Origin of the sequence: Pseudomonas gebzensis, assembly GCF_034427815.1 — a bacterium.
Classification (GTDB): Bacteria; Pseudomonadota; Gammaproteobacteria; order Pseudomonadales; family Pseudomonadaceae; genus Aquipseudomonas.
The window spans coordinates 276,359-300,303 of the sequence record NZ_JAXQNS010000002.1 but is presented as its reverse complement, the minus strand read 5'-3'; the positions used below and the strand labels follow the sequence as shown (position 1 = coordinate 300,303).

The following is a 23,945-nucleotide window of genomic DNA, read 5'->3' as shown; positions in this document are numbered from 1 at the left end:
TGTCGGGACCCGCACGTCGGAACCCGCACGTCGGAAACCCGCATGTCGGAAACCCGCATGTCGGAACCCGCACGTCGCAGCCCGCAGGCTACCCGGCCAGGACGCCTGACCAACGCCAGGCAGCCCACGGCCGCGAATGCTATGGACGATGACGCCTGGCGCCCCGTCACATTCGCCCTCAGGCGCCTTGAACCGCCTGCAGGAATGCCTGGATCTTGCCGGCATCCTTGATGCCCTTGCCCTGCTCCACCCCGCCGCTGACATCCACCGCCCACGGCTTGACCCGGGCGATGGCCTCGGCGACGTTGGCAGCCGACAGACCGCCCGCCAAGACCACCGGCTTGCTCAATCGCGCGGGAATCAACGACCAGTCGAACGCTTGCCCCGTGCCGCCGGGCACGCCGGCCACATAGGCGTCGAGCAGGATCGCGCTGGCGCCGGCATAGCGCTGGCAGGCCGCTTCCAGATCATCGCCCGGGCGCACCCTGAGGGCCTTCATCCAGGGCCGGCCATGGCCCTCACACTGCTCCGGCGTTTCGTCGCCATGAAACTGCAGCATGTCGAGCGGCACAGCATCGAGGATTTCTCCCAACTCGCAGCGCGATGCGTCGACGAACAAACCGACGGTGGTGACGAACGGCGGCAGCGCACGGATGATCGCCCGCGCCTGCTCGACGGTCACCGCCCGCGGGCTCTTGGCATAGAACACCAGGCCGATGGCATCGGCGCCGGCGTGCGCGGCGGCGAGTGCGTCCTCGACGCGGGTGATTCCACAGATCTTGCTGCGAACGTTGCTCATAAGCGGCGAACCCTGGCAAATGCAGGGGCCGATAGTAGCAAACCAAGCCTTTCCCGTCAGTCGGCCAGTGCTTCGTAGCCGGTCAAAAAATGCGGACCGATGTATCGCTGCGGCAGCACATAAGGCTCCGGGTATTCGACCTGCACCAGATAGAGCCCATAAGGATGGGCCGTCACGCCGCCGGCACGACGGTCGCAGCCTTCCAGCACCTCCCGCGCCCACGCTACAGGGCGATCACCGGCGCCGATGGTCATCAGCACCCCGGCAATGTTGCGCACCATGTGATGAAGAAACGCCGTGGCACGGATATCGAGCACGATCATCCGGCCATGACGGGTCACGCGCAGGTGATGAATGTGCTTGATCGGTGACTTGGCCTGGCACTGGCTGGCGCGAAAAGCGCTGAAATCATGGGTACCCAGCAGGCATTGCGCGGCTTCGGCCATGCGCTGCACATTCAGCGGACGGTGGTTCCAGGTCACTTCCTCGGCCAGATGGGCCGGCCGAACGGGGTCGTTGTAGATCACATAGCGGTAACGCCGCGCATTGGCCTTGAAGCGCGCATGAAAATCCGCGGGCATGGGCTGGGCCCAGCTGACGCTGATGTCGTGAGGCAGGTTGTAGTTGGTGCCCATGGTCCAGGCGCGCTCATCGCGCACGGCGCGGGTATCGAAGTGCACCACTTGACCGCAGCCGTGCACACCGGCGTCGGTCCGCCCGGCGCACGACACCGTGATGGGCTCGTTGGCGACGGTCGACAAGGCCTGTTCCAACGCCTGCTGGACACTGGCCACGCCGCTGGCCTGGCGCTGCCAGCCACGGTAGCGCGAGCCCTTGTATTCAACGCCCAAGGCGATACGGGTCAAACCTTCGGCGGCGGATTCGGCCGCGTCGTTGTCGGAGATGTTCAAGAAAAACGGACCTGTAGCTGAAACAAAGGCCAGATTGTATCAGGGCTGTGCAGGAGGGAAACGCTTGCCCGCTACGTTGGGGCAGCGCCGATTCAGCCTGGCGGGCGAACTGGCGCCGCAGTGAAGCCTCAGGCGAGTCGCGACAGCAACTCCTTGGCCTCTTGCCGCTGCCCGTCGTCACCATCCTTGAGCACCTCGTCGAGAATGTCGCGGGCGCCCTGGCTGTCGCCCATGTCGACATAGGCGCGGGCCAGGTCAAGCTTGGTGGTGACCTCATCGGTGCCAGAGAAGAAATCGAAGTCCAGGTCATCGACCGGCTCGTCCGCTTGGCCCATGCCGGTGTCCAGGGGCGGCGATTCCAGCTCCTGAGACAGCTTGTTCAACTCGGCGTTGACGTCATCGACCTCGGAGGCGAAGTTGCGCGCCGCCGGGGACTCGTCATCCAGCGCCATCGACAGGTCGAAATCGTCCGAGCGCTCGGCCGCAGGCACCGCTGCGCCACCGGAGGCGGAGGAATCGGCGATGTTCAGGTCGAAGTCGTCCAGCGGATCATCCGCCTGGGCTGATGGCTCGCCCACGGGCTGCAGCGCCTCGAGCTGCGCCTGGGCCAACAGGGTTTCGAAATCATCGTCGTCCTGCTCGGCCAGGCCAGGCTCTACGGCATCCTGCGCGCCGAGCGCCGGCCCGAAGTCGGCGACCGGCTCGACCGCGTCCAGACGGCTATCGACCGCAGTCCGGTCGCTGACCGCTGGCGCCGGCTTGTCCAGACTCAGGTCGAAGTCTTCATCCAGCGAGGCCGGCTCGATCGGGTCCAGTGGGCTGTCGAGATCAAGCGACAGGTCTTGGGTAGGCTCGGCGTGCGCCTCAGTGGCGGCAGAGGCCTGCTCGTCCAGCAGGCCCTGCACGTACTGCTCATCCATCTCTGCCGCCAACGCCGCGGCACTCAAGCCGGTAGCCAGCGCCAGCATGGCCGGATAGCGCGACTTCAAGGCCTCGACTTCACCGCGGTGAAGCTCGTCGTTGGGCAGTTGCTGTTCGTGACCGGAAAACGCGTCCTGATCGCCTTGGCGGGCATAGACCTCCATCAGCAGCAAGCGCGCATCGCTGCGGCGGGGATAAGCCTCGACCACCGGTTCAAGCACTTGGGTGGCCTGGTTCAGCTGACCCGCCTTGAGGTGCTGCTGCGCCTGGGCGATGGCCTGGGCGACCGGGTCCTGCTGGGGCACAGGTGCTGCGGCGCCTTGAGCGGCGGTTGCGGCAGCGGCCGAGGCCGCCACCACGGCCGGCGAAAGCGTTACGCTGGGTGCGTGCAGCGCATCATCGGCTTCGAGCGGCATGTCGAAATCCGGATCGCGCGGGCCCTCCTCTTCCAGCGCGCGGGCCATGCGCACATGCTTCTCGGCTTCCTGATCGGCCTTGCGCTTGCGCAGAAGCAACAGCACCAGCAGCAGCACGACCAGGAACAGCGAGCCGGCGATCAGCCCAAGCAGGACCGGATTGCCGAGCAGGTCATCCAGCGTACTTGTGGTGGGTTCGCCAGGCTGAGCAGCCTGTTCGTCCGCCGCCGCGGGCGGCTGATCGGGCGTTGGCGTGGTATCGACGGCCGCAGGTGCGGGCTCGATGGCCGGGGCGATGGGCGCAGGCACCGCCGCCACGCCAGCAGGCGCCTGAGGGTCGGGCGTGGCCTGCGCGGCATCAGCGGCCGCTGGTGCCGCGCCTTGCGCCTCGAGCCGCGCCAGCTGGTCATTCTTCAGCGCGATGAGCTTCTCAAGCTTGTCCAGCTGGCTCTGCAGGTCGGTCATGCGGCTTTTCAGCTCGTCGTTGTCACGACGGCTGGTGTCCAGGCTTTCCTGGGCCACGGCCAGTTGATCGTTGAGGGCGTCTGCTTTGGCACCGTCCGCCTGGGTGCCCGGCGAGACCAGGCGCAAGGTATCGCCCTGGGCAATGCGCTCGGGCGCAGGCTCTGCCTCACCGCGGCGGGTGGCGTCCAGCTGTCGGGCGCGAGGCCCCAGGCGCCGACCTTCGCGCCAGGCGGCATACTGCTCGGCAACTTCGCTCAGCGCTTCACCCTGGGGAATGCTCTGCACCTGCTGTGGGTCCGGCAGGCGCAGCACTTGGCCGGTTTTGAGCTGGTTGATGTTGTTGCCGATGAACGCGTCCGGGTTCAGTGCCTGAATAGCCACCATGGTCTGCTGGATAGACCCACCATTGCTGTTGCGCGCCGCGATCTGCCACAGCGTGTCACGCCGCTTGGTGGTGTAGTTGGCGGCCTGGCTCTGCGCAGGCGCGATGGCGTTGCCGGCCTTGGGCTGATCGGCCGCAGGGGCATTGAGTGGCACGCTGTAATCGCGCAGCAGGCGCCCTTGCGGCCACATCACCTGGACCAGGAAGCGCATCACCGGAGCCGACATCGGCTGGTTCGAGGTGACGCGCAGCACGCTGCGGCCGTTGGGTGTGATCACCGGGGTGAAGGTCAGGCTTTGCAGGTAGGCCGGGTAAGGCACCCCTGCCTTGCTGAATGCCTCGGGCGGCGCCAGGCTGGGCGCCACTTCGGCAGCGGTGAGATCGCGCACATCAAGCAGTTCGATCTCGGCATCCAGCGGTTGATTCTGTGCCGAATGCAGGGTCAGTTCACCCAGTACCAGGGCGTTGGCCGCACCGGACGACAATGCCGAAGCTGCCGCGATGGCGAGTACCAGTTTGCGAATTCGAAGCATGACCCTGTCCTTGTAAGAATCGTCCTGAAACGCGCGCGGTTTCGGGACAAAATTGCTATCCAGTATCTTTTACACCATGTGTTTAATCAACAATTGCGCCACTTGCACGGCATTCAGCGCTGCACCCTTGCGGACATTGTCAGTGGTGAGCCAGAGGTTGAGCTGTTCGACCTCATCGACTCCCCGACGTACTCGTCCAACATAGACCACGTCTTGCCCGACCGCGTCGCCCACCGGCGTTGGATAGTCGTCCCCCTCGACACGTTCAATGCTCGGCGCCCGATCCAGCTCGGTCAGCACTGCCGGTAAGTCGACCGGCCCGCGACTCTGCACGCTGACACTGTAGCTATCGCCGAAAAACACCGGGACTTGAATGCAGCTCACGGCCATCTTCAACGAGGGCATACCCAGCAGCGCCCGCAGTTCGTGGAGCAGGCGCTGTTCGAGCAGGGTATGGCCCTGCTCATCCTCGGCGCCGACCCGTGGCAAGACGTTGAACGCCACTTGCCGATCAAAGAACTGCGGTTCCAGGGGGCGGGCGTTGAGCAGCTCGGCGGTTTGCCGGGCCAGCTCGTTGACGGCCTTGCGGCCCTGGGCCGACACGGCCAGGCACGCCGTGACCTGTACACGCTCGATGTCCAACTGGCGCTTGAGCGGCGCCAGGGCCACGGCCAAGGCGACTGCCGCTGCGCTGGGGCTGGTGACCCAGGCAGGCTGGGACAGCGTTTCCAGCACCTCAGGGTTGGCTTCGGGCACCACCGGTACGGCGTCGGCCAGAGCACCCGACAGGTCGATGACTGCGCAACCGGCCTTGCGCGCCTTTTCTGCGAAGCTCAGGCTGACGGCTGAGCCGGCGGCAAAGAAGGCCAGGCGCACCTGACTGAAATCGAAGCTGTCGACCTCACGCACGCGCAGCTTCTTGCCAGCGAACATCACACTGCTGCCAGCGGACTCCATGCTGGCAAGCAGGTGCAGGGTGGCGACCGGGAACGCCAGTTCCTCCAGAATCTGTACCAGGGTTTCACCGACACTGCCGGTGGCGCCGACGACGGCGATATTGAAAGTGGGGTTCATGTGGGCACAGCCTCTGGCGAAACGGGAGCGGCACTGTACTCGCATTGCCCGAAGGGAGCCAATGTGCCACGCCCGCTCAGGTGCAGCGGTGAACCGCCAAAGGCCATCGCGCCCCATGAAAAAACCCGCCCTGGCACAGGCCAGGACGGGTTCGGGTGTCGCTCGATCAGGCGTGCCCGATCAACGCTCCAGCAGGATGCGCAGCATGCGCCGCAGCGGCTCGGCAGCGCCCCACAGCAGTTGGTCGCCGACGGTGAATGCGCCGATGTAGTGCGACCCTAGGTTCAGCTTGCGCAGGCGCCCGACCGGCACATTCAGCGTGCCGGTCACCTGGGTAGGTGAGAGCTCCTGCATGCTGGCCTCGCGCTGGTTCGGGACCAGCTTCACCCAAGGGTTGTGCTGGCTGATCAGGCCTTCGATGTCGGCCAGCGGCACGTCCTTGTTCAGCTTGATGGTCAGCGCCTGGCTGTGGCAGCGCATGGCGCCGATGCGCACGCAGATACCGTCGACCGGGATCGGGTTCTTGAAGCGCCCCAGGATCTTGTTGGTCTCGGCCTGCGCCTTCCACTCTTCGCGGCTCTGGCCGTTGGGCAGTTCCTTGTCGATCCAGGGGATCAGGCTGCCGGCCAGCGGCACGCCGAAGTTTTCCGTTGGGTAGGCGTCGCTGCGCATGGCCTCGGCAACCTTGCGGTCGATGTCGAGAATGGCGCTGGCCGGGTTGGCCAGCTCATCGGCGACGGCGGCGTGGGTGGCGCCCATCTGGCGGATCAGCTCGCGCATGTTCTGCGCGCCTGCGCCGGAAGCGGCCTGGTAGGTCATGGCCGTCATCCACTCGACCAGCCCGGCCTCGAACAGGCCGCCCAGGCCCATCAGCATCAGGCTGACGGTGCAGTTGCCGCCGATGTAGTTCTTGGTGCCGATGTCGAGCTGGTGGTCGATGACCTTGCGGTTGACCGGATCGAGCACGATCACCGCGTCGTCCTGCATGCGCAGCGACGAGGCGGCATCGATCCAGTAGCCCTGCCAGCCGGCTTCACGCAGCTTGGGGAAGACTTCGCTGGTGTAGTCGCCACCCTGGCAGGTCAGAATGACGTCAAGGGTCTTGAGCTCATCGATGCTGTAGGCATCCTTGAGCGGGGCGGTCTCCTTGCCCACGTTCGGACTTTGCCCACCGACGTTGGAGGTGGTGAAGAACACAGGTTCGATCAGGTCGAAGTCCTGTTCTTCCAGCATCCGCTGCATGAGCACGGAACCGACCATTCCACGCCAACCGATCAGACCTACACGTTTCATCGCAACTACACCTTTGCTAAAAGTGGGCCGCCACCGTCAGGGAGACGGTGGCGGGGGCAGAGAGATTACAGATTCCGCAGGGCGGCGACTACTGCATCGCCCATTTCACGGGTACCGACCTTGCGGCTGCCCTCGGAGAAGATGTCACCGGTACGCAGACCCTGGTCCAGCACCTGGCTCACCGCTTGCTCGATGGCATCGGCAGCCTGGGCCTGGTCGAAGCTGTAGCGCAGCATCATCGACACCGACAGAATGGTTGCCAACGGGTTGGCGATGCCCTGCCCGGCGATGTCCGGGGCCGAGCCGTGGCAGGGCTCGTACATGCCCTTGTTGTTGGCATCGAGCGAGGCCGACGGCAGCATGCCGATGGAGCCGGTGAGCATCGAGGCTTCATCCGAAAGGATGTCGCCGAACAGGTTGTCGGTCACCATCACGTCGAACTGCTTGGGCGCACGCACCAGCTGCATCGCAGCGTTGTCGACGTACATGTGGCTGAGGTCCACGTCCGGGTAGTCCTTGGCCACCTCCTCCACCACTTCGCGCCACAGCTGGCTGGACGCCAGGACGTTGGCCTTGTCGACCGAGCAGAGTTTCTTGCCACGTACCCGGGCCATGTCGAAGCCGACCCGGGCGATACGGCGGATCTCGCTTTCGCTGTAGGGCAAGGTGTCATAGGCCTGACGCTCACCACCGTCCAGCTCGCGCTGGCCGCGCGGCGCACCGAAGTAGATGCCGCCGGTGAGTTCGCGAACGATAAGGATGTCCAGCCCCGAGACGATTTCAGGCTTGAGCGATGAGGCATCGGCCAATTGCGGGTAGAGAATGGCCGGGCGCAGGTTGCCGAACAGGCCCAGTTGCGCGCGGATTTTCAGCAGGCCACGTTCTGGGCGAATGTCGCGTTCGATCTTGTCCCACTTCGGCCCGCCGACAGCGCCGAGCAGCACGGCATCGGCCTTGCGCGCACGCTCCAGGGTCTCATCGGCCAGGGGGACGCCATGCCGGTCGATGGCAGCGCCGCCAATCACGTCGTGTTCGAGGGTAAAGCCCAGCTGGAACTTGTCGTTGGCCACTTCCAGGACCTTGACCGCCTCGGCCATGATTTCCGGACCGATGCCATCACCTGGGAGAATCAGAATCTGCTTGCTCATGCTTTCCTCTATTCATTCGAGCGACAGGGCACAGGTGGCCCTGCCGAAAAAAACCGTGCTCATCGTCTACCGAGCCTAACGCTCGGCGAACACCACCAGCACATCGGTGCTGAACGAGCCGTCGCCTTCGATCTGGTAATACTGCCGCACTTCTTCGCCCATCGCCTGCTGTAACTGGCGAACCGCCACCTGCAAGGGTTCAGGCGTGCGCATGCGCGCAACCCAGCTGGAGAACTCCAAACGCAGGCGCTGGCGCGTAAGGCTGCGCACCCACAGACCGGCCTCGCTGAGCTGATGCTGCCATTCGGCGCCGCTGTAGTCGCGCACGTGACTGGTATCGCGCAGCACTTCCACGCTTTGCAGATAGGTGTCGAGCAGCGGGCTGCCTGGCGACATCACATCGACGAACACCGCCACCCCGCCCGGCTTCAGTACCCGGCGCACTTCGCGCAGGGCCACGCCCAGGTCGCTCCAGTGATGGGCCGAATAGCGGCTGAACACGAAGTCGAACGACGCGTCGTCAAACGGCAAGCGCTCGGCCGCACCGCAGGTGGTCACGATGTTGCCCAGGCCCCGCTCGGCCGCGGACGCGGCCACCACCTCGAGCATCGACGGCGACAGGTCATAGGCCACCACCTCGGCCACTCGCGGCGCAACGTGGAAACTCACATGCCCTGCCCCGCAGCCCAGATCCAGCACGCGCGCGCTGCCCTGCCCGTCCAGTGCAGCCTGTAGCAGGGCGAATTCGCTGCCTTGGGCATGCACGGTGCTGGTCAGGTAGGCATTGGCCTGTTCGCCGAACTGGCGCTGGACCACATCGGTGTGGGCGCTGCGGGTCATGGTAGGAGTCCTTGGGGGTCAGTCGCAGAGAGGCAGGGGGCTGCGAGCAACCCCCCTGGCCCGTTCATCGGGCGTCGCGGAACAACCAGGGTTGGCTGGCGCGGTGCTTGTCTTCGAACGCCTTGATCGAATCGCCGTCCTGCAAGGTCAGGCCGATGTCGTCCAGGCCATTGAGCAGGCAGTGCTTGCGAAACGCATCGATCTCGAAGTGCAGCACCTTGCCGTCTGGGCGAGTCACCGCCTGGGCCTGCAGATCGACGACCAGTTGGTAACCCGGGTTGGCTTGGACCTGGGCGAACAGCTCATCGACCTCTTCGTCGCTGAGGATGATCGGCAGCAGCCCGTTCTTGAAGCTGTTGTTGTAGAAAATGTCGGCAAAGCTTGGGGCGATGACGCTGCGAAAGCCGTATTCGTCCAGCGCCCACGGCGCGTGCTCGCGGCTCGAACCACAACCGAAGTTTTCCCGTGCCAACAGCACGCTGGCGCCTTGGTAGCGCGCGTGGTTGAGCACGAACTCGGTGTTCAACGGGCGCTTGCTGTTGTCCTGGTAGGGCTGGCCGACATCGAGGTAGCGCCACTCATCGAACAGGTTAGGACCGAAGCCGGTGCGCTTGATCGACTTGAGAAACTGCTTGGGGATGATCTGGTCGGTGTCGACATTGGCACGGTCCAACGGCGCAACGAGGCCGGTGTGCTGGGTAAAGGCTTTCATGCTGCACTCCCTTGGATCAACTCGCGGACATCGATGAAGTGACCGGTCACCGCAGCGGCGGCGGCCATGGCCGGGCTGACCAGGTGGGTGCGGCCACCGGCGCCCTGACGGCCTTCGAAGTTGCGGTTGGAGGTGGAGGCGCAGTGCTCACCACTTTCCAGGCGGTCGGGGTTCATCGCCAGGCACATCGAGCAGCCGGGCTCACGCCATTCAAAGCCGGCTTCGACGAAGATCTTGTCCAACCCTTCACGCTCGGCCTGGGCCTTGACCAGCCCGGAGCCCGGTACTACCAGTGCCTGTTTGACGTTGGCAGCGACCTTGCGGCCCTTGGCGATAGCGGCAGCCGCGCGCAGGTCTTCGATCCGCGAGTTGGTGCACGAACCGATGAAGACGCGGTCGAGCTTGATGTCGGTGATCGCCTGGTTGGCGATCAGCCCCATGTAGCGCAAGGCGCGCTCGATCGAGCCACGCTTGACCAGGTCCGACTCGGCGGCAGGATCAGGCACACGCTGGTCGACGGCCAGGACCATCTCGGGCGACGTGCCCCAGCTGACCTGCGGCTTGATCAGCGCAGCGTCGAGTTCGACCACGGTGTCGAACACCGCATCGTCGTCGGACACCAGGTTTTTCCAGGCCTCGACCGCCAATGGCCACTGCTCGCCCTTGGGTGAATACGGACGACCCTCCACGTAGGCCACAGTGATGTCATCCACTGCCACCAGGCCGACGCGGGCACCCGCTTCGATCGACATGTTGCAGATGGTCATACGCCCTTCCATCGACAACTGGCGAATGGCATTACCGGCGAACTCCATGGCATGGCCGTTACCGCCCGCGGTGCCGATCTTGCCGATCACGGCGAGCACGATGTCCTTGGCGGTAACACCAACAGGCAATTCGCCCTCGACCCGCACCAGCATGTTCTTCATCTTCTTGGCGACCAGGCACTGGGTGGCCAGCACGTGTTCTACCTCGGACGTACCGATGCCGTGGGCCAGCGCGCCGAACGCGCCGTGGGTGGAGGTATGCGAGTCGCCGCAGACCACGGTCATGCCAGGCAAGGTGGCACCCTGCTCAGGGCTGATGACGTGGACGATGCCCTGGCGCTGGTCATTCATCTTGAATTCGACGATGCCGTACTCATCGCAGTTTTCGTCGAGGGTCTGCACCTGAAGGCGCGACACTTCATCGGCGATGGCCGCAATACCGCCCTTGCGCTCGGGTGTGGTCGGCACGTTGTGATCGGGGGTGGCGATGTTGGCGTCGATGCGCCAAGGCTGGCGCTTGGCCAGACGCAAACCCTCGAAAGCTTGCGGCGAAGTCACTTCGTGAATGATGTGCCGATCAATGTAGATCAGCGACGAACCATCATCACGGCGCTTGACCTCATGGGCGTCCCAGAGTTTGTCGTAGAGCGTTTTGCCAGCCATCGGACTGTTCCTCATCAGCGTGTTTCTATGCCAAAGACCACTTGGCTTGTATGGGCGAATCCTATGGCGTTACATTGAATAACTCAAATTCATATTTTTCATACTTTGCATAACCATCAGGAATTCAAGCAGTCATGGACCTGGCCAATCTCAGCGCCTTCATTGCCGTCGCCGAATGCAGCAGCTTTTCCGCTGCAGGTGAGCGCTTGCACCTCACTCAACCGGCGATCAGCAAACGCATCGCCGGGCTTGAGCAGCAACTGAACGTACGCCTGTTCGATCGGCTGGGGCGCGAAGTGGGCCTGACCGAAGCCGGTCGCGCCCTGCTGCCACGCGCTTATCAGATCCTGAACGTGCTGGATGACACCCGCCGCGCGCTGACCAATCTTGCAGGAGAAGTGGGCGGCCGGTTGACCCTGGCCACCAGCCACCACATCGGCCTGCACCGTCTGCCCCCGCTGCTGCGCACGTTCACCCGGCAGTACCCGGACGTGGCGCTGGATATCCAGTTCATGGATTCGGAAGCGGCCTACGACGAGATTCTCCATGGCCGCGCCGAAATCGCCGTGATCACCCTTGCGCCCGAGCCGCATGCGCTGCTCCAGGCGGTACCGATCTGGCGTGATGCGCTGGATTTCGTCGCGGCGCCCGAGCATCCGCTGGCGCGCAGTAGCGGCGTGACCCTGGCCGAGGTCGCCGGGCATTCAGCGGTGTTTCCGGGTGGCAACACCTTTACCCATCACATCGTCCAGCGCCTGTTCGAGAGCCAGGGCCTGACCCCGAACATCGCCATGAGCACCAACTACCTGGAGACCATCAAGATGATGGTCTCCATTGGTCTGGCCTGGAGCGTGCTGCCGCGCACCATGCTCGATGAGCAGGTGGCGCCCATCGCGCTCGAGGGCATTCAGTTGTCCCGCCAGCTAGGCTACATTCTGCACACCGAGCGCACGCTATCCAACGCTGCAAAGGCTTTCATGGCACTGCTCAACAGCCACGCCAGCACGGCCTGACCGCTCGCCAGAACGGCACTCATTGTCAGGGACGCTCCATCCGCCAAAGGTCTGGTATCGATGCCCAACTCCGCTGATCCCCTGCCGCGCATTCCTGCCGTCGACCCGCAAGCCTCGGAACGGGCCTGGCGCAACGCTCCGCAACTGCTGGCTGCACTCAATGGCGCACGTCTGGGCGCCTGGCTGTGGGATATCGACAGTGGCCGGGTGAGCTGGTCGCGGGGCACCCACGCGCTGTTCGGCTTCGATCCGCAGCGCCCCCTCCCGCATGATCTGGACTACCTTGAGCTGTTGCCCGAGGAAGACCGGCAGCGCACGCGCCAAGCCTTCCAGGCGGTGCTCGACGGCGAGCCCGTGCGACAGGCCATGCGCCATCGCATCCGCTGGCCCGACGGCAGCCTGCATTGGCTGGAAATCAGCGGCAGCCTGACGCTGAACCCGGACGGCCGTCGACAAATGATCGGTGTGGTGCGCGAAGTGACCCGGCAGCGCGAGCGAGAAGCCGCGCTGATGAACTCGGAAAAACGTTTTGCCACCCTCTTCCACTTGAGCCCCAATCTGATCCTGCTGAGCCGCCGGCAAGACGGCATGATTCTGGAGGTCAACCAGCATTTCGAGCACACCCTCGGCTGGCCGGGCACCTACGTGATCGGCAAGACCACGCTAGCGCTGGACCTGTGGGTCCATCCCGAGCAGCGCATGCAGATGCTCGAAGCCACCCGCAACAACACGCGCCCGGCCACCCTGGAGGTTCAGTTCAGAGCCAGCAGCGGGACAGTGCGCGACGGCATTCTTTCAGCTCAGAGCATCGAGCTTGAAGGGGTTGCACACCTGATCAGCACCTTTGTCGACACCACCGACCGCAAGCGCGCCGAGCAGGCCCTCAAAGACAGCCAGGAACGCCTCGACCTGGCCCTGGATTCGGCGCAACTGGGCACTTGGGACTGGCATATCCCAAGCGGCATGCTGTACGGCTCGGCGCGCGCGGCACAACTGCATGGCCTGGACCCGGTCCCGTTCCACGAATCGTTCGAGGCCTTCTTCGAGGGGGTGCCCGAAGAAGAACGTGCGGTGATGCGCCAGGCCTACCGCAGCCTGCGCGAGGGCCCGGCGGGCAACTACCAGATCACCTATCGGGTGCAACTGAGCGACGGCGCCTCGCGCTATATCGAGAGCCGTGCACGGCTGTACCGGGACGATCAGGGCACCCCCTTGCGCATGGCCGGCACGCTGCTCGATATCACCGAACAAGTGGCGCGCGAGCAACGCCTGGTGGCCTCGGAGGAGAAATTTGCCAGCCTGTTTCAGGTCAGCCCCGACCCGATCTGCGTCACCCGCCGTGACACCGGCCAGTTCATCGAAATCAACCATGCCTTCACCCAGACCTTTGGCTGGACCGCAGAGCAGGTGATTGGTCGCGACAGCGAGCAGCTCGGCCTGTGCGGCGAGTCGGCGCAGCGCGCCGAGCACCTGACTCGGATCATCAGGGGCGAGGGCCTGGACAACGTGGTGGTCAGGGTCAGGCATCAAGATGGCAGCGTGCTGACCTGCGTGATTTCCAGCCGACTGATCAGCGTCGACGGTCAGCCTTGCAGCGTCACGACGCTGCGCGACATCACCCAGCAGCAACGCGCCGAAGCCGCGCTGAAGGCCAGCGAAGAGAAGTTCGCCAAAGCCTTTCACTCAAGCCCCGATGCCATCACCATCACCGAATGCGCTACTGGCCGCTACATCGAAATCAACGACGGTTTCTGCCGCTTGACCGGCTACAGCGCAGCGGACGTGCTCGGGCGCACGGCCCAGGCGCTGAACATCTGGGCCGACGAGCAGCAGCGCGCCGGCCTGCTCAGGGAGATCAAAGCCAAGGGACGGGTGCTGCACCGGGAAATGCTCGGGCGCAGCAAGCAGGGCAACCTGCTCACCGTGGAAGTCTCGGTGGAGCCGATCAACCTCGATGACACCCCGTGCCTGCTGCTCACCGCGCGGGACGTGAGCCTGCTCAGGGACGCCCAGGCGCAGATTCGCCATCTGGCCTACCACGACCCGCTGACCAACCTGCCCAACCGCGCCTTGCTCATGGAGCGTCTCAGTCAGCAGATCGACTGGCTCAGGCAGCACAACCTGCGTGGCGCTCTGCTGTTTCTCGACCTGGACCATTTCAAGCACATCAATGACTCGCTGGGCCATCCAGTGGGCGACACCGTGCTCAAGATCATCACCGCGCGCCTGGAAGCGAGCGTTCGCCAACAAGACATGGTCGCGCGGCTGGGCGGCGACGAGTTCGTGGTGCTGATCAGCGGGCTGCAGGGCGAGCGCGCCAGCGTCGAGCACACCATCCGTGAACTGGCCGATACCTTGCGCGGGCTGCTGGCCGAGCCCATGTCGCTCGATGGCCAGCGCCTCCAGGTCACCCCCAGCATTGGCGTGGCGCTGATCCCCGATCACGGCAACACGCCGGCCGACTTGCTCAAGCGTGCCGACATCGCCCTGTACCGTGCCAAGGATTCGGGCCGCAACACCACACAGCTGTTCCACAGCACCATGCAGAAGGCCGCCAGCGAACGCCTGCGCATGGAAAACGACCTGCGCCTGGCGCTCGCGCGTGACGAACTGACGCTGCATTTTCAGCCCCAGGTCGACGCCCGTGACAGCCGCATCATCGGTGCAGAAGTGCTGCTGCGCTGGCATCACCCGCAACTCGGCCAGCAACCGCCTGGGCAGTTCATTCAGGTCCTGGAGGAAAGCGGCCTGATCCTGGAGGTGGGTAGCTGGATTCTCGACCAGGCCTGTGCCGCCTGTGCAAGGCTGGTCGCTGATGGGCTGATCGACGCCCATGTGTTCAGTCTGTGCGTGAACATCAGCCCGCGGCAGTTTCGCCAGGGCGATTTCGTCGAGCGCGTGCTACGCAGCCTCGACGAGCAGGGTCTGCCCCATCGCCTGCTCAAGCTGGAGATTACCGAAGGCATCGTGATTCAGAACCTGGACGACACCATCGCCAAGATGCGCGCACTCAGACGACAGGGCGTGAGCTTCGCCATGGACGACTTCGGCACCGGGTATTCGTCGCTGACCTACCTCAAGCGCCTGCCAGTCGACGCGCTGAAGATCGACCAGAGCTTCGTCCGCGATGCGCCGATCGATCCCAACGGTGCTGAAATCGTTCGCGCCATCGTGGCCATGGCCCATAGCCTGAAATTGACCGTGATCGCCGAGGGCGTGGAGCTGCCGGAGCAACTGGCATTTCTCGAAGGGCTGGGCTGCCACTACTACCAAGGCTATCTGCACAGCCGCCCGCTGCCGTTCGATGAGTTCCGACGAACGCTGGAGCAGTCACCGAGCGCCTGTCGATAACCCTGTTGCAAACGTCTGCTCAGGCCACACAGGCACCTGTGCGAGTGCTGCCGGTCCACGCTGGCGTGCCGAGCAATGCACTGATGGCCTGGCAGTCTGCAGAGCGACGCAGTTCGGCGAACAGGGCCACCGCTTCGGGGTAGCTGCGCGTGAGCATGGCCAGCCACTGCTTCAATCGCCCGGGCGCATAGCGCGGCGAGAGTTTGTCCTGCGCCTGACGCCAGAACTCCTGAAGCAGCGGCAGCAGTGCCGGCCAGGTCAGGGGCTGGTAGTCCAGCCCGTCGCGCGCAGCGGCAATCTGCAAGGCCAGATCCGGCCGAGACACCAGGCCGCGACCGAGCATGATGTCCTGGGCGCCGCTCACTTCCCGGCAGCGCTGCCAGTCTTCGACCGTCCAGATTTCGCCATTGGCGAACACCGGTACCTTGACCACATCCTGCACGCGGGCTACCCACTCCCAGTGAGCGGGCGGCTTGTAGCCTTGAGCCTTGGTGCGTGCGTGCACCACCAGATGCTCGGCCCCGCCATCAGCCAAGGCGATGGCGCAATCGAGCGCGCCGTCGGGGGTATCAAACCCCAGGCGCATTTTCGCGGTGACCGGGATGTGCGCCGGCACGGCGCGGCGCACGTGCTGCACGATGGCATGCAGCAGCTCGGGCTCCTTGAGCAACACGGCCCCGCCCCGCGACTTGTTCACCGTCTTGGCCGGGCAGCCGAAATTAAGGTCGATGACTGGCGCACCCAGCTCACAGGCCAGCGCGGCGTTATCGGCCAGGCACTGCGGATCAGAGCCGAGCAACTGCACGCGCATGGGCACGCCCGCTGCCGTGCGTGCACCTTGGCGCAGCTCGGGCGCCAGCTTGTGGAACGACGAGGCAGGCAGCAAGCGCTCGCTGACGCGGATGAACTCGGTGACGCACCAGTCGATACCACCCACCCGCGTCAGTACGTCGCGCAGGATGTTGTCGACCAGCCCCTCCATCGGGGCCAGGGCAATTTGCATAATACAACTCTCAAAGAAGGCGGGGCGTAACGCTCGGCTGGCACCTCAGGCGCGGATCAGCGCCGGGGCGTAGCCGTCGATGAATTCAGGCGGCATGCGCTTGGGTTTGCCAGTGGACAGCTCGATACAGGCGAAGGTGGTCTGGGCCCGCAGCAAGGTGACGCCATCGCATGGACGTTTGAGCTGGAAGCGACGAACCATACGCAGCCGCTGGTCCCATTCGACGATCCAAGTGGCAAGTTGCAGCTCGTCGTCCTCGTAGCCGGCGGCCAGGTAATCGATTTCATGTCGGACCACTGCCATGGCACGGTCGAGCCTGCGGTATTCGGTGAGGTCCAGGCCCAGGCGCTGGGAGTGACGCCAGGCGCAGCGTTCCAGCCAGGTGACGTACGCGGCGTTGTTGGCATGGCCAAGGCCGTCGATGTCTTCGTTGCCGACACGCAGGTCGATGATGAATGGCGTTGCCAGGTCCCAGCTCATAGCCGCTCCGTGAATCAGGTGAGCGGCCGAGTGTAACGGATGTGCCGCCGCCCTGCTGACTGGGCGGCAGGACAGGGCAAGCGACCTGAAGCCAGAAAAACAAAAGGCCCATTCAATATGCGAATGAGCCTTTGAAGTCTCGCAAAACGCGAGTGAAAATGGCGTCCCCTAGGGGACTCGAACCCCTGTTACCGCCGTGAAAGGGCGGTGTCCTAGGCCACTAGACGAAGGGGACATGTAACCTTCGTGCAGATGCGTGGGTACGCATCCTGGCAAAAATGGTGGAGCTAAGCGGGATCGAACCGCTGACCTCCTGCATGCCATGCAGGCGCTCTCCCAGCTGAGCTATAGCCCCGAAAACAAAAGGCTCATTCAATAGGCGAATGAGCCTCTTTAAGTCCCGCAAAACACGGGTAAAGTGGCGTCCCCTAGGGGACTCGAACCCCTGTTACCGCCGTGAAAGGGCGGTGTCCTAGGCCACTAGACGAAGGGGACATGTAACCTTCGTGCAGATGCGTTGGTACGCATCCTGGCAAAATTGGTGGAGCTAAGCGGGATCGAACCGCTGACCTCCTGCATGCCATGCAGGCGCTCTCCCAGCTGAGCTATAGCCCCGGATTTCTAGCCTCGCGGCCCAGCGACAGTAGAGCATCGCTTGTGCAGAACTGGCGTCCCCTAGGGGACTCGAACCCCTGTTACCGCCGTGAAAGGGCGGTGTCCTAGGCCACTAGACGAAGGGGACGAACCTTCTTACCTTCAAGACCAGGCGCTGGACCTGATCCTGCTTCCCGGCCAAAGCCGTGAAGCGGAATGTGGTGGAGCTAAGCGGGATCGAACCGCTGACCTCCTGCATGCCATGCAGGCGCTCTCCCAGCTGAGCTATAGCCCCACGATGTCGCGAGTTGCCAAAACGCTGGCTGGGTGGCTGGCGTTTCATGTTGGCTCGTCGCTGTGGACGGGGCGCATATTAAAATCCGATTGCTTGTCTGTCAAACTTATTTTTTAAAATGACTTAAAAAAATTTCTCAGATAACAATCACTTAACGCTCCGCCTTGTCGCAAACAGGTTTCATTCTGCCTGCGACCGGCCGATCACCCCGAAGAGACGGGCAAACCCCGCCTCCTCACACCCTTCAGGCGATGGTTGCGAGCAGCTTTTCCCACTCTTTGTTTTCTTTCTTCGAGACACCGCCCAGCAGGTCCAATGCCTGGCGCAAACGGTAGCGCGTGAGGTCCGGGCCAAGGATTTCCATGGCATCGAGCACCGACACCGAGCTAGCCTGCCCAGTGATTGCCGCGAACATCAAGGGCATGGCATCGCGCAACTTCAACGACAACGCCTCGACCACCGCCTGGATGCAGCCAGTGATGCGATCCTTTTCCCACTGGCGCAGGCCTTCAAGCTTCCACAGAATGAGCTGCATGACCTGGCGCACCTGGTCGGCGCTGAGCTTCTTGCTCTGCAACAGGCTGGCATCGAGCGCCACGCCACCTTCGAAGAAGAACCCACCCAGCGGCACGACCTGGCTGAACGTCTCGACACGGCCTTGCACATGCGGCGCGATCTGCATCATGTAATCACTGTTGAACGCCCACTTCTGCAACCGCGCGGCGAACTGTTCGACCGGCAATTCACGCAGCCACTGGCCGTTGAGCCAGGACAGCTTCTCGATGTCGAAGATCGGACCGCCCAGCGACACGCGAGACAGGTCGAAATGCTCGACCATTTCGGCCAGAGAGAACTTCTCGCGCTCGTCAGGCATCGACCAGCCCATGCGCCCGAGGTAATTGAGCATCGCCTCGGGCAGGAAGCCCATGCGCTCGTAGAACGTGACCGAGGTGGGGTTCTTGCGCTTGGACAGCTTGCTCTTGTCGGGGTTACGCAACAGCGGCATGTAGCACAGCACCGGTTGTTCCCAGCCGAAATACTCATAGAGCTTGATCAGCTTGGGCGCCGAAGGCAGCCACTCTTCGCCGCGCAACACGTGGGTGATGCCCATCAGGTGGTCATCGACGACGTTGGCGAGGAAATAGGTGGGCAGCCCATCGTTCTTCATCAAGACCTGCATGTCCATGCGGTCCCACGGGATTTCCACGTCACCACGCAGCATGTCCGGCACCACGCAGACGCCCTCGGTGGGCACCTTCATGCGGATCACATGCGGCTCTCCAGCCTGCAGGCGCTGCGCCACCTCTTCAGCGCTCAATTGCAGGGCGCGACCGTCATAGCGCGGGGTCTCGCCACGCGCCATCTGTTCGGCACGCATCTGCTCCAGCTCTTCGGCGCTGCAGAAGCAGTAGAAGGCGTGCCCAGCTTCGACCAGCTGCTTGGCATAGCGGGCATAGATCTCGCCACGCTCGCTCTGCCGGTAAGGGCCGTGCGGGCCACCGACATCAGGGCCTTCATTCCACTCGATACCCAACCAGCGCAGGGCGTCGAAGATCTGCTGCTCCGACTCACGGGTCGAACGCAGTTGATCGGTGTCCTCGATGCGCAGGATGAACTCACCGCCGTGCTGCTTGGCGAAGCAGTAGTTGAACAGGGCGATGTAGGCGGTGCCGACATGGGGATCGCCGGTGGGCGATGGCGCGATACGCGTACGAACGGTGGTCATTGGGGGTCTCGAAGGGCAATGAAACAAAGGCGCGATGTTAGCAGGGAGCGGGCATCCTGCTCCAGCCATGGCAATACCTGAGCCCTGTCCGGGCCCAGGCAGCGCAGGTCAGCTGGCGATCAAGCGGTCACGCAACTTGCCGACTTCGTCGCGCAATTGCGCGGCGGTCTCGAACTCCAGGTCGCGGGCAGCCTGGAACATGCGCTCTTCAAGCTGCTTGATGCGCTTGGTGATGTCGGCCGGGGTCTTGAGCTGGGCCTCGGCCAGTGCGGTTTCCTCGGCCGCCTTGGCCGCGTTCTTGCGCTTCTTGCTCCGCGCTCCCGGCACGACCGCGCCTTCGAGGATATCCGTGATGTCCTTGACCACACCCTTGGGCACGATGCCATGCGCTTCGTTGAATGCGATCTGCTTCTCACGGCGGCGGTCGGTTTCATCGATCGCGCGCTGCATGGAGCCTGTGATCTGGTCGCCGTACAGAATGGCCCGGCCGTTGAGGTTGCGCGCCGCGCGGCCGATGGTCTGAATCAGCGAACGCTCTGAGCGCAAAAAGCCTTCCTTGTCGGCATCGAGGATCGCCACCAGCGACACCTCTGGCATGTCCAGGCCCTCGCGCAACAGGTTGATGCCGACCAACACATCGAATGTCCCCAGGCGCAGGTCGCGGATGATTTCAACGCGCTCGACGGTGTCGATGTCCGAGTGCAGGTAACGCACTTTGACATCGTGATCGGCCAGGTAATCGGTGAGGTCTTCGGACATGCGCTTGGTCAGGGTGGTCGCAAGCACTCGCTCACCCACGGCCACACGCTTGCGAATTTCGGACAGCAGGTCGTCGACCTGGGTCCGCGCAGGCCGTACCTCGACGGGTGGGTCGATCAGCCCTGTGGGGCGCACCACCTGCTCGATCACACGCCCGGCATGCTCGGCCTCATAGGGGCCCGGGGTTGCCGAGACGAAGATGGTCTGCGGGCTGATCGACTCCCATTCGTCGAAGCGCATGGGCCGGTTGTCCAGCGCCGAGGGCAAGCGGAAGCCGTACTCGACGAGGGTTTCCTTGCGCGACCGGTCACCCTTGTACATGGCGCCGACCTGCGGAACGCTGACGTGGGATTCGTCGATCACCAGCAGGGCGTCGTGCGGCAGATAGTCGTAGAGCGTGGGCGGCGCCGCGCCGGACGGGCGGCCGGACAGATAGCGCGAGTAGTTCTCGATGCCGTTGCAGTAGCCCAGTTCGAGGATCATTTCCAGGTCGAAGCGGGTGCGCTGCTCGAGGCGCTGCGCCTCGACCAGCTTGTTGTTCTTGTGCAGGTATTCCAGGCGATCCTTGAGCTCGGCCTTGATCCCTTCCATGGCATCGAGCAGCGTTGAGCGCGGCGTGACGTAATGGCTTTTGGGATAGAAGGTGAAGCGCGGCAGCTTGCGAATCACCTCGCCGGTCAGCGGGTCGAACGCGGCAATGTTCTCGACCTCGTCATCGAACAGCTCGATGCGGATGGCCTCGAGGTCCGACTCTGCCGGGAACACGTCGATGACATCGCCACGCACACGGAACGTGGCACGGGCAAAGTCCATTTCATTGCGCGTGTATTGCAGGTCAGCCAGGCGGCGCAGCAATGCGCGCTGATCGAGTTTGTCGCCACGGTCGATGTGCAGGACCATTTTCAGGTACGTGTCGGGGCTGCCCAGACCGTAGATGCACGACACGGTGGTGACGATGATCGCGTCGCGCCGCTCCAGCAGCGCTTTGGTGGCCGACAGGCGCATCTGCTCGATATGGTCGTTGATCGAGGCATCTTTCTCGATGAAGGTGTCAGATGACGGCACGTAGGCTTCAGGCTGGTAGTAGTCGTAATAGGAAACGAAATACTCGACGGCGTTATTGGGGAAAAACGCCTTGAACTCGCCGTACAACTGCGCCGCGAGGGTCTTGTTCGGCGCCAGCACCAGTGTGGGCCGCTTCACCTGCGCGATGACGTTGGCGATGCTGAAGGTCTTGCCGGAGCCTGTGACCCCGAGCAAGGTCTGATGCGCCAGGCCTGCATGGATGCCTTCGACCATCTGACGAATGGCCTCGGGCTGATCGCCTGCAGGCTCAAAACGGGTCACGAGCTGGAATTCGGACATGGACGACCTCTGCCACCTGTAAATTTAGCCAGTAGTTTATACCCATTCGGGCGCAACCTAGAACGCTTTCCTGGGCTGCACGACCGGCTGCTGTGCAGTGGACCTGGCGGATCGGGCAATGGTTGGAAAAAATTCAGCGTAAAACTCGGAAAAGCTGCGCCAGACTGTCGCGGCGCAGCAGCGCTATCACTATACTGACTCCCCGTTTGTGCACCGCTTCAGTGCATGTCGGCTGAAGGGTGCGCGCGCTCCCATCCTTCAATCAGAGCCAAGGTAAAATGAGCCTGTTTTCCGCTGTTGAGCTGGCACCCCGCGACCCCATTCTGGGCCTTAACGAAGCATTCAACGCCGACCCTCGGACCGACAAGGTCAACCTGGGTGTGGGCGTGTATTCCGACGAACAAGGGCGGATTCCATTGCTGCGCGCAGTGATCGAAGCCGAGCGCCAGCGCACCGCCCAGCAAGTGTCCCGCGGTTACCTGCCAATCGACGGTATCGTCAGCTATGACCAGGCCGTGCAGAAGCTGCTGTTCGGCGCGCAATCGCCGCTGCTGGCCGCAGGCCGCGTCGTTACCGTGCAGGCCGTAGGCGGAACGGGCGCGCTGAAAATCGGCGCCGATTTCCTCAAACGCCTGAGCCCGGAAGCGGTCGTCGCCATCAGCGACCCGAGCTGGGAAAACCACCGCGCGCTGTTCGAAACCGCCGGCTTCCCCGTACAGAACTACCGCTACTACGACGCCGCCAGCCACGACGTGAACCGTGCCGGCATGCTCGAAGACCTGCAGAACCTGCCGGCGGGCTCGATCATCGTGCTGCACGCCTGCTGCCACAACCCGACGGGTGTGGACCTCGGCCTGGACGACTGGAAAAACGTCCTCGAGGTGGTCAAAGCCAAAGGCCATGTGCCGTTCCTCGACATGGCCTACCAGGGCTTTGGCGACGGCATCGACGAAGACGCCTTCGCCGTGCGCCTGTTCGCCGATTCGGGTCTGGACTTTTTCGTCTCCAGCTCCTTCTCCAAATCCTTCTCGCTGTACGGTGAACGGGTCGGTGCACTGTCGATCGTCACCGGCTCCAAGGATGAAGCCACGCGCGTGCTGTCGCAGGTCAAGCGCGTCATCCGCACCACCTACTCCAACCCGCCGACTCACGGTGCGAGCATCGTCTCGGCGGTGCTCAACAGCGCCGAGCTGCGCCAGATGTGGGAAGCCGAGCTGGGCGAGATGCGTCAACGCATCCACGGCATGCGCAAGCAGATGGTCGAGCTGCTGACCGAATACGGCGCGCAGCGCGACTTCAGTTTCGTGGGGCGCCAGCGCGGCATGTTCTCTTACTCGGGCCTCAGCGCTGAGCAGGTTGCACGCCTGAAAGAGCAGTTCGGCATCTACGCGCTAGACACCGGGCGCATCTGCGTGGCGGCGCTGAATCAGGCCAACATTCACGTCGTCACCAAGGCGATTGTCGAGGTTCTGTAACCCTGACTGAAACCCGGGGAAGATTGACTTCCCCTTTGTAATCAGTAAGATACGCGCACATTCCGCGATAGCTCAGTCGGTAGAGCAAATGACTGTTAATCATTGGGTCCCTGGTTCGAGTCCAGGTCGCGGAGCCAGATAGAAAAAACCTCCAGTTGCGCGAGCACTGGAGGTTTTTTTATCGCCTGATTTCAGCGCAACCCGTGCGCCCCATCTGGCCGTACCCTGGCGGGCCATGCCTGACCGGCCGTACCTGACCGGCCGTACCTGACCGGCCGTACCTAACCGGCCGTACCTAACCGGCCGTACCTAACCGGCCGTACCTAACCGGCCGTACCTAACCGGCCGTACCTAACCGGCCGTACCTAACCGGCCGTACCTAACCGGCCGTACCTAACCGGCCGTACCGATAGGGTAGAACACGCCACCGCTCCACACGCCCAGCCATTCCTGGCCATCGATGAGCCTGGGGACCGCCAGCTCGACCATCTGGTAGAACACATTGCGATGGATCAGTGCGTGCAGGTTGCTGTGCACCAGCACGTACGGTGACGGCTGCCCATCACGCGGGTCGGTGGTGATATCGATCGGGTGCTGCGGCCCGGCCTCGACTTGCTCATCGACCTGAGTGGTAAAGCGCAGCACTTGCTGCTCGCCCTCCCCGATCACCTCCAGCAGAACGGCCACAAACGGCGCATCATCAACGCGGATGCCAACCTTTTCAACGGGCGTTACCAGAAAGTAGTCATCGCCATCGCGGCGCAAGATCGAGGAAAACAGCCGCACCATGGGCTTGCGACCGATGGGCGTACCCAAGTAGTACCAGGTGCCATCACGCGCAATGCGCATGTCGATGTCGCCACAGAAATCGGGGTTCCACAGGTGCACGGGGGCACGCCCCGAGCCTTTTGGAACCTGCGCCAGCAACTCACCGGCCTTGCCTGGATCAGTCATGCTGCC

17 protein-coding genes and 7 tRNA genes are annotated in these 23,945 nt (G+C 63.5%); 4 read left to right on the top strand and 20 right to left on the bottom strand.

The window, feature by feature from the left end; translation table 11 throughout:
• Window positions 1-178: 178 nt before the first annotated feature.
• The 9 genes from SJI00_RS05455 to leuC all read right to left on the bottom strand — a co-directional run bounded on the left by SJI00_RS05455 (window position 179) and on the right by leuC (window position 10,924).
• The gene (locus tag SJI00_RS05455) at window positions 179-799 is read right to left on the bottom strand and encodes a phosphoribosylanthranilate isomerase (RefSeq protein WP_322460717.1); all 621 of its coding nucleotides are present in this window, start codon (window positions 797-799) and stop codon (window positions 179-181) included.
• Window positions 800-855: 56 nt separating this feature from the next.
• Window positions 856-1,710 (bottom strand): tRNA pseudouridine(38-40) synthase TruA, encoded by an 855-nt coding sequence (gene truA / locus SJI00_RS05450; protein ID WP_322460716.1) that lies wholly within the window; start codon window positions 1,708-1,710, stop codon window positions 856-858.
• A 128-nt stretch (window positions 1,711-1,838) separates the two neighbouring features.
• A complete protein-coding gene (locus tag SJI00_RS05445; protein ID WP_322460715.1) occupies window positions 1,839-4,427 on the bottom strand; it encodes a motility hub landmark protein FimV in 2,589 nt (862 codons plus the stop codon).
• Between the two features lie 69 nt (window positions 4,428-4,496).
• Complete coding sequence (locus SJI00_RS05440) at window positions 4,497-5,501, bottom strand: aspartate-semialdehyde dehydrogenase (protein WP_322460714.1); 1,005 nt, start codon at window positions 5,499-5,501, stop codon at window positions 4,497-4,499.
• Window positions 5,502-5,681: 180 nt separating this feature from the next.
• Window positions 5,682-6,794: an aspartate-semialdehyde dehydrogenase gene (asd, locus tag SJI00_RS05435; protein ID WP_322460713.1), complete on the bottom strand. Its 1,113-nt coding sequence runs from the start codon at window positions 6,792-6,794 to the stop codon at window positions 5,682-5,684.
• Window positions 6,795-6,859: 65 nt separating this feature from the next.
• Entirely contained in the window at window positions 6,860-7,942 is a 1,083-nt protein-coding gene (gene leuB / locus SJI00_RS05430) for a 3-isopropylmalate dehydrogenase (RefSeq protein ID WP_322460712.1), read from the bottom strand.
• 75 nt (window positions 7,943-8,017) lie between these two features.
• Window positions 8,018-8,782, bottom strand: a complete 765-nt coding sequence (locus SJI00_RS05425; RefSeq protein ID WP_322460711.1) for a class I SAM-dependent methyltransferase — start codon at window positions 8,780-8,782, stop codon at window positions 8,018-8,020.
• A gap of 64 nt (window positions 8,783-8,846) precedes the next feature.
• Window positions 8,847-9,494: a 3-isopropylmalate dehydratase small subunit gene (leuD, locus tag SJI00_RS05420; RefSeq protein WP_322460710.1), complete on the bottom strand. Its 648-nt coding sequence runs from the start codon at window positions 9,492-9,494 to the stop codon at window positions 8,847-8,849.
• On the bottom strand, window positions 9,491-10,924 hold the full coding sequence (gene leuC, locus SJI00_RS05415) for a 3-isopropylmalate dehydratase large subunit (RefSeq protein WP_322460709.1): 1,434 nt from the start codon (window positions 10,922-10,924) through the stop codon (window positions 9,491-9,493). The genes leuD and leuC overlap by 4 nt, the downstream gene beginning before the upstream one ends.
• Window positions 10,925-11,058: 134 nt before the next feature.
• Between leuC and SJI00_RS05410 the strand changes: the two genes are divergently transcribed.
• Both SJI00_RS05410 and SJI00_RS05405 read left to right on the top strand, forming a co-directional pair.
• The gene (locus tag SJI00_RS05410) at window positions 11,059-11,937 is read left to right on the top strand and encodes a LysR family transcriptional regulator (RefSeq protein ID WP_322460708.1); all 879 of its coding nucleotides are present in this window, start codon (window positions 11,059-11,061) and stop codon (window positions 11,935-11,937) included.
• Between the two features lie 60 nt (window positions 11,938-11,997).
• Complete coding sequence (locus SJI00_RS05405) at window positions 11,998-15,288, top strand: EAL domain-containing protein (RefSeq protein ID WP_322460707.1); 3,291 nt, start codon at window positions 11,998-12,000, stop codon at window positions 15,286-15,288.
• 19 nt (window positions 15,289-15,307) lie between these two features.
• Here SJI00_RS05405 and SJI00_RS05400 read toward each other — a convergent pair whose 3' ends face one another.
• The 10 genes from SJI00_RS05400 to uvrB all read right to left on the bottom strand — a co-directional run bounded on the left by SJI00_RS05400 (window position 15,308) and on the right by uvrB (window position 21,510).
• Window positions 15,308-16,291, bottom strand: a complete 984-nt coding sequence (locus tag SJI00_RS05400) for a tRNA dihydrouridine synthase (RefSeq protein WP_322460706.1) — start codon at window positions 16,289-16,291, stop codon at window positions 15,308-15,310.
• Window positions 16,292-16,336: 45 nt separating this feature from the next.
• Window positions 16,337-16,771, bottom strand: coding sequence for an acyl-CoA thioesterase (locus SJI00_RS05395; RefSeq protein WP_322460705.1), 435 nt, complete (start codon window positions 16,769-16,771; stop codon window positions 16,337-16,339).
• 159 nt (window positions 16,772-16,930) lie between these two features.
• Window positions 16,931-17,006: transfer RNA gene (locus SJI00_RS05390), tRNA-Glu, on the bottom strand.
• A 44-nt stretch (window positions 17,007-17,050) separates the two neighbouring features.
• Window positions 17,051-17,126: transfer RNA gene (locus SJI00_RS05385), tRNA-Ala, on the bottom strand.
• A 64-nt stretch (window positions 17,127-17,190) separates the two neighbouring features.
• Window positions 17,191-17,266: transfer RNA gene (locus SJI00_RS05380), tRNA-Glu, on the bottom strand.
• 44 nt (window positions 17,267-17,310) lie between these two features.
• Window positions 17,311-17,386, bottom strand: a tRNA-Ala gene (locus SJI00_RS05375).
• Window positions 17,387-17,437: 51 nt separating this feature from the next.
• Window positions 17,438-17,513 (bottom strand) — tRNA-Glu (locus SJI00_RS05370).
• Between the two features lie 71 nt (window positions 17,514-17,584).
• Window positions 17,585-17,660 (bottom strand) — tRNA-Ala (locus SJI00_RS05365).
• Between the two features lie 244 nt (window positions 17,661-17,904).
• Window positions 17,905-19,386, bottom strand: coding sequence for a glutamate--tRNA ligase (gltX, locus tag SJI00_RS05360; RefSeq protein WP_322460704.1), 1,482 nt, complete (start codon window positions 19,384-19,386; stop codon window positions 17,905-17,907).
• A gap of 108 nt (window positions 19,387-19,494) precedes the next feature.
• A complete protein-coding gene (uvrB, locus tag SJI00_RS05355; protein WP_322460703.1) occupies window positions 19,495-21,510 on the bottom strand; it encodes an excinuclease ABC subunit UvrB in 2,016 nt (671 codons plus the stop codon).
• Between the two features lie 278 nt (window positions 21,511-21,788).
• On the opposite strand from uvrB, the gene SJI00_RS05350 reads away from it, so the two are divergent.
• Both SJI00_RS05350 and SJI00_RS05345 read left to right on the top strand, forming a co-directional pair.
• Window positions 21,789-22,985, top strand: coding sequence for an amino acid aminotransferase (locus tag SJI00_RS05350; protein ID WP_322460702.1), 1,197 nt, complete (start codon window positions 21,789-21,791; stop codon window positions 22,983-22,985).
• Window positions 22,986-23,046: 61 nt separating this feature from the next.
• Window positions 23,047-23,122, top strand: a tRNA-Asn gene (locus tag SJI00_RS05345).
• A 256-nt stretch (window positions 23,123-23,378) separates the two neighbouring features.
• On the opposite strand, the gene SJI00_RS05340 is transcribed toward SJI00_RS05345, so the two are convergent.
• A complete protein-coding gene (locus SJI00_RS05340; RefSeq protein ID WP_322460701.1) occupies window positions 23,379-23,939 on the bottom strand; it encodes a DUF1285 domain-containing protein in 561 nt (186 codons plus the stop codon).
• Window positions 23,940-23,945: the final 6 nt, after the last annotated feature.

Excerpts from the sequence above, each read along its gene's own strand:
- SJI00_RS05455 (WP_322460717.1), bottom strand. The coding sequence starts at position 799 with ATGAGCAACGTTCGCAGCAAGATCTGTGGAATCACCCGCGTCGAGGAC.
- SJI00_RS05445 (WP_322460715.1), bottom strand. The coding sequence starts at position 4,427 with ATGCTTCGAATTCGCAAACTGGTACTCGCCATCGCGGCAGCTTCGGCA.
- SJI00_RS05440 (WP_322460714.1), bottom strand. The coding sequence starts at position 5,501 with ATGAACCCCACTTTCAATATCGCCGTCGTCGGCGCCACCGGCAGTGTC.
- asd (WP_322460713.1), bottom strand. The coding sequence starts at position 6,794 with ATGAAACGTGTAGGTCTGATCGGTTGGCGTGGAATGGTCGGTTCCGTG.
- leuB (WP_322460712.1), bottom strand. The coding sequence starts at position 7,942 with ATGAGCAAGCAGATTCTGATTCTCCCAGGTGATGGCATCGGTCCGGAA.
- SJI00_RS05425 (WP_322460711.1), bottom strand. The coding sequence starts at position 8,782 with ATGACCCGCAGCGCCCACACCGATGTGGTCCAGCGCCAGTTCGGCGAA.
- leuD (WP_322460710.1), bottom strand. The coding sequence starts at position 9,494 with ATGAAAGCCTTTACCCAGCACACCGGCCTCGTTGCGCCGTTGGACCGT.
- leuC (WP_322460709.1), bottom strand. The coding sequence starts at position 10,924 with ATGGCTGGCAAAACGCTCTACGACAAACTCTGGGACGCCCATGAGGTC.
- SJI00_RS05410 (WP_322460708.1), top strand. The coding sequence starts at position 11,059 with ATGGACCTGGCCAATCTCAGCGCCTTCATTGCCGTCGCCGAATGCAGC.
- SJI00_RS05405 (WP_322460707.1), top strand. The coding sequence starts at position 11,998 with ATGCCCAACTCCGCTGATCCCCTGCCGCGCATTCCTGCCGTCGACCCG.
- SJI00_RS05400 (WP_322460706.1), bottom strand. The coding sequence starts at position 16,291 with ATGCAAATTGCCCTGGCCCCGATGGAGGGGCTGGTCGACAACATCCTG.
- SJI00_RS05395 (WP_322460705.1), bottom strand. The coding sequence starts at position 16,771 with ATGAGCTGGGACCTGGCAACGCCATTCATCATCGACCTGCGTGTCGGC.
- gltX (WP_322460704.1), bottom strand. The coding sequence starts at position 19,386 with ATGACCACCGTTCGTACGCGTATCGCGCCATCGCCCACCGGCGATCCC.
- uvrB (WP_322460703.1), bottom strand. The coding sequence starts at position 21,510 with ATGTCCGAATTCCAGCTCGTGACCCGTTTTGAGCCTGCAGGCGATCAG.
- SJI00_RS05350 (WP_322460702.1), top strand. The coding sequence starts at position 21,789 with ATGAGCCTGTTTTCCGCTGTTGAGCTGGCACCCCGCGACCCCATTCTG.
- SJI00_RS05340 (WP_322460701.1), bottom strand. The coding sequence starts at position 23,939 with ATGACTGATCCAGGCAAGGCCGGTGAGTTGCTGGCGCAGGTTCCAAAA.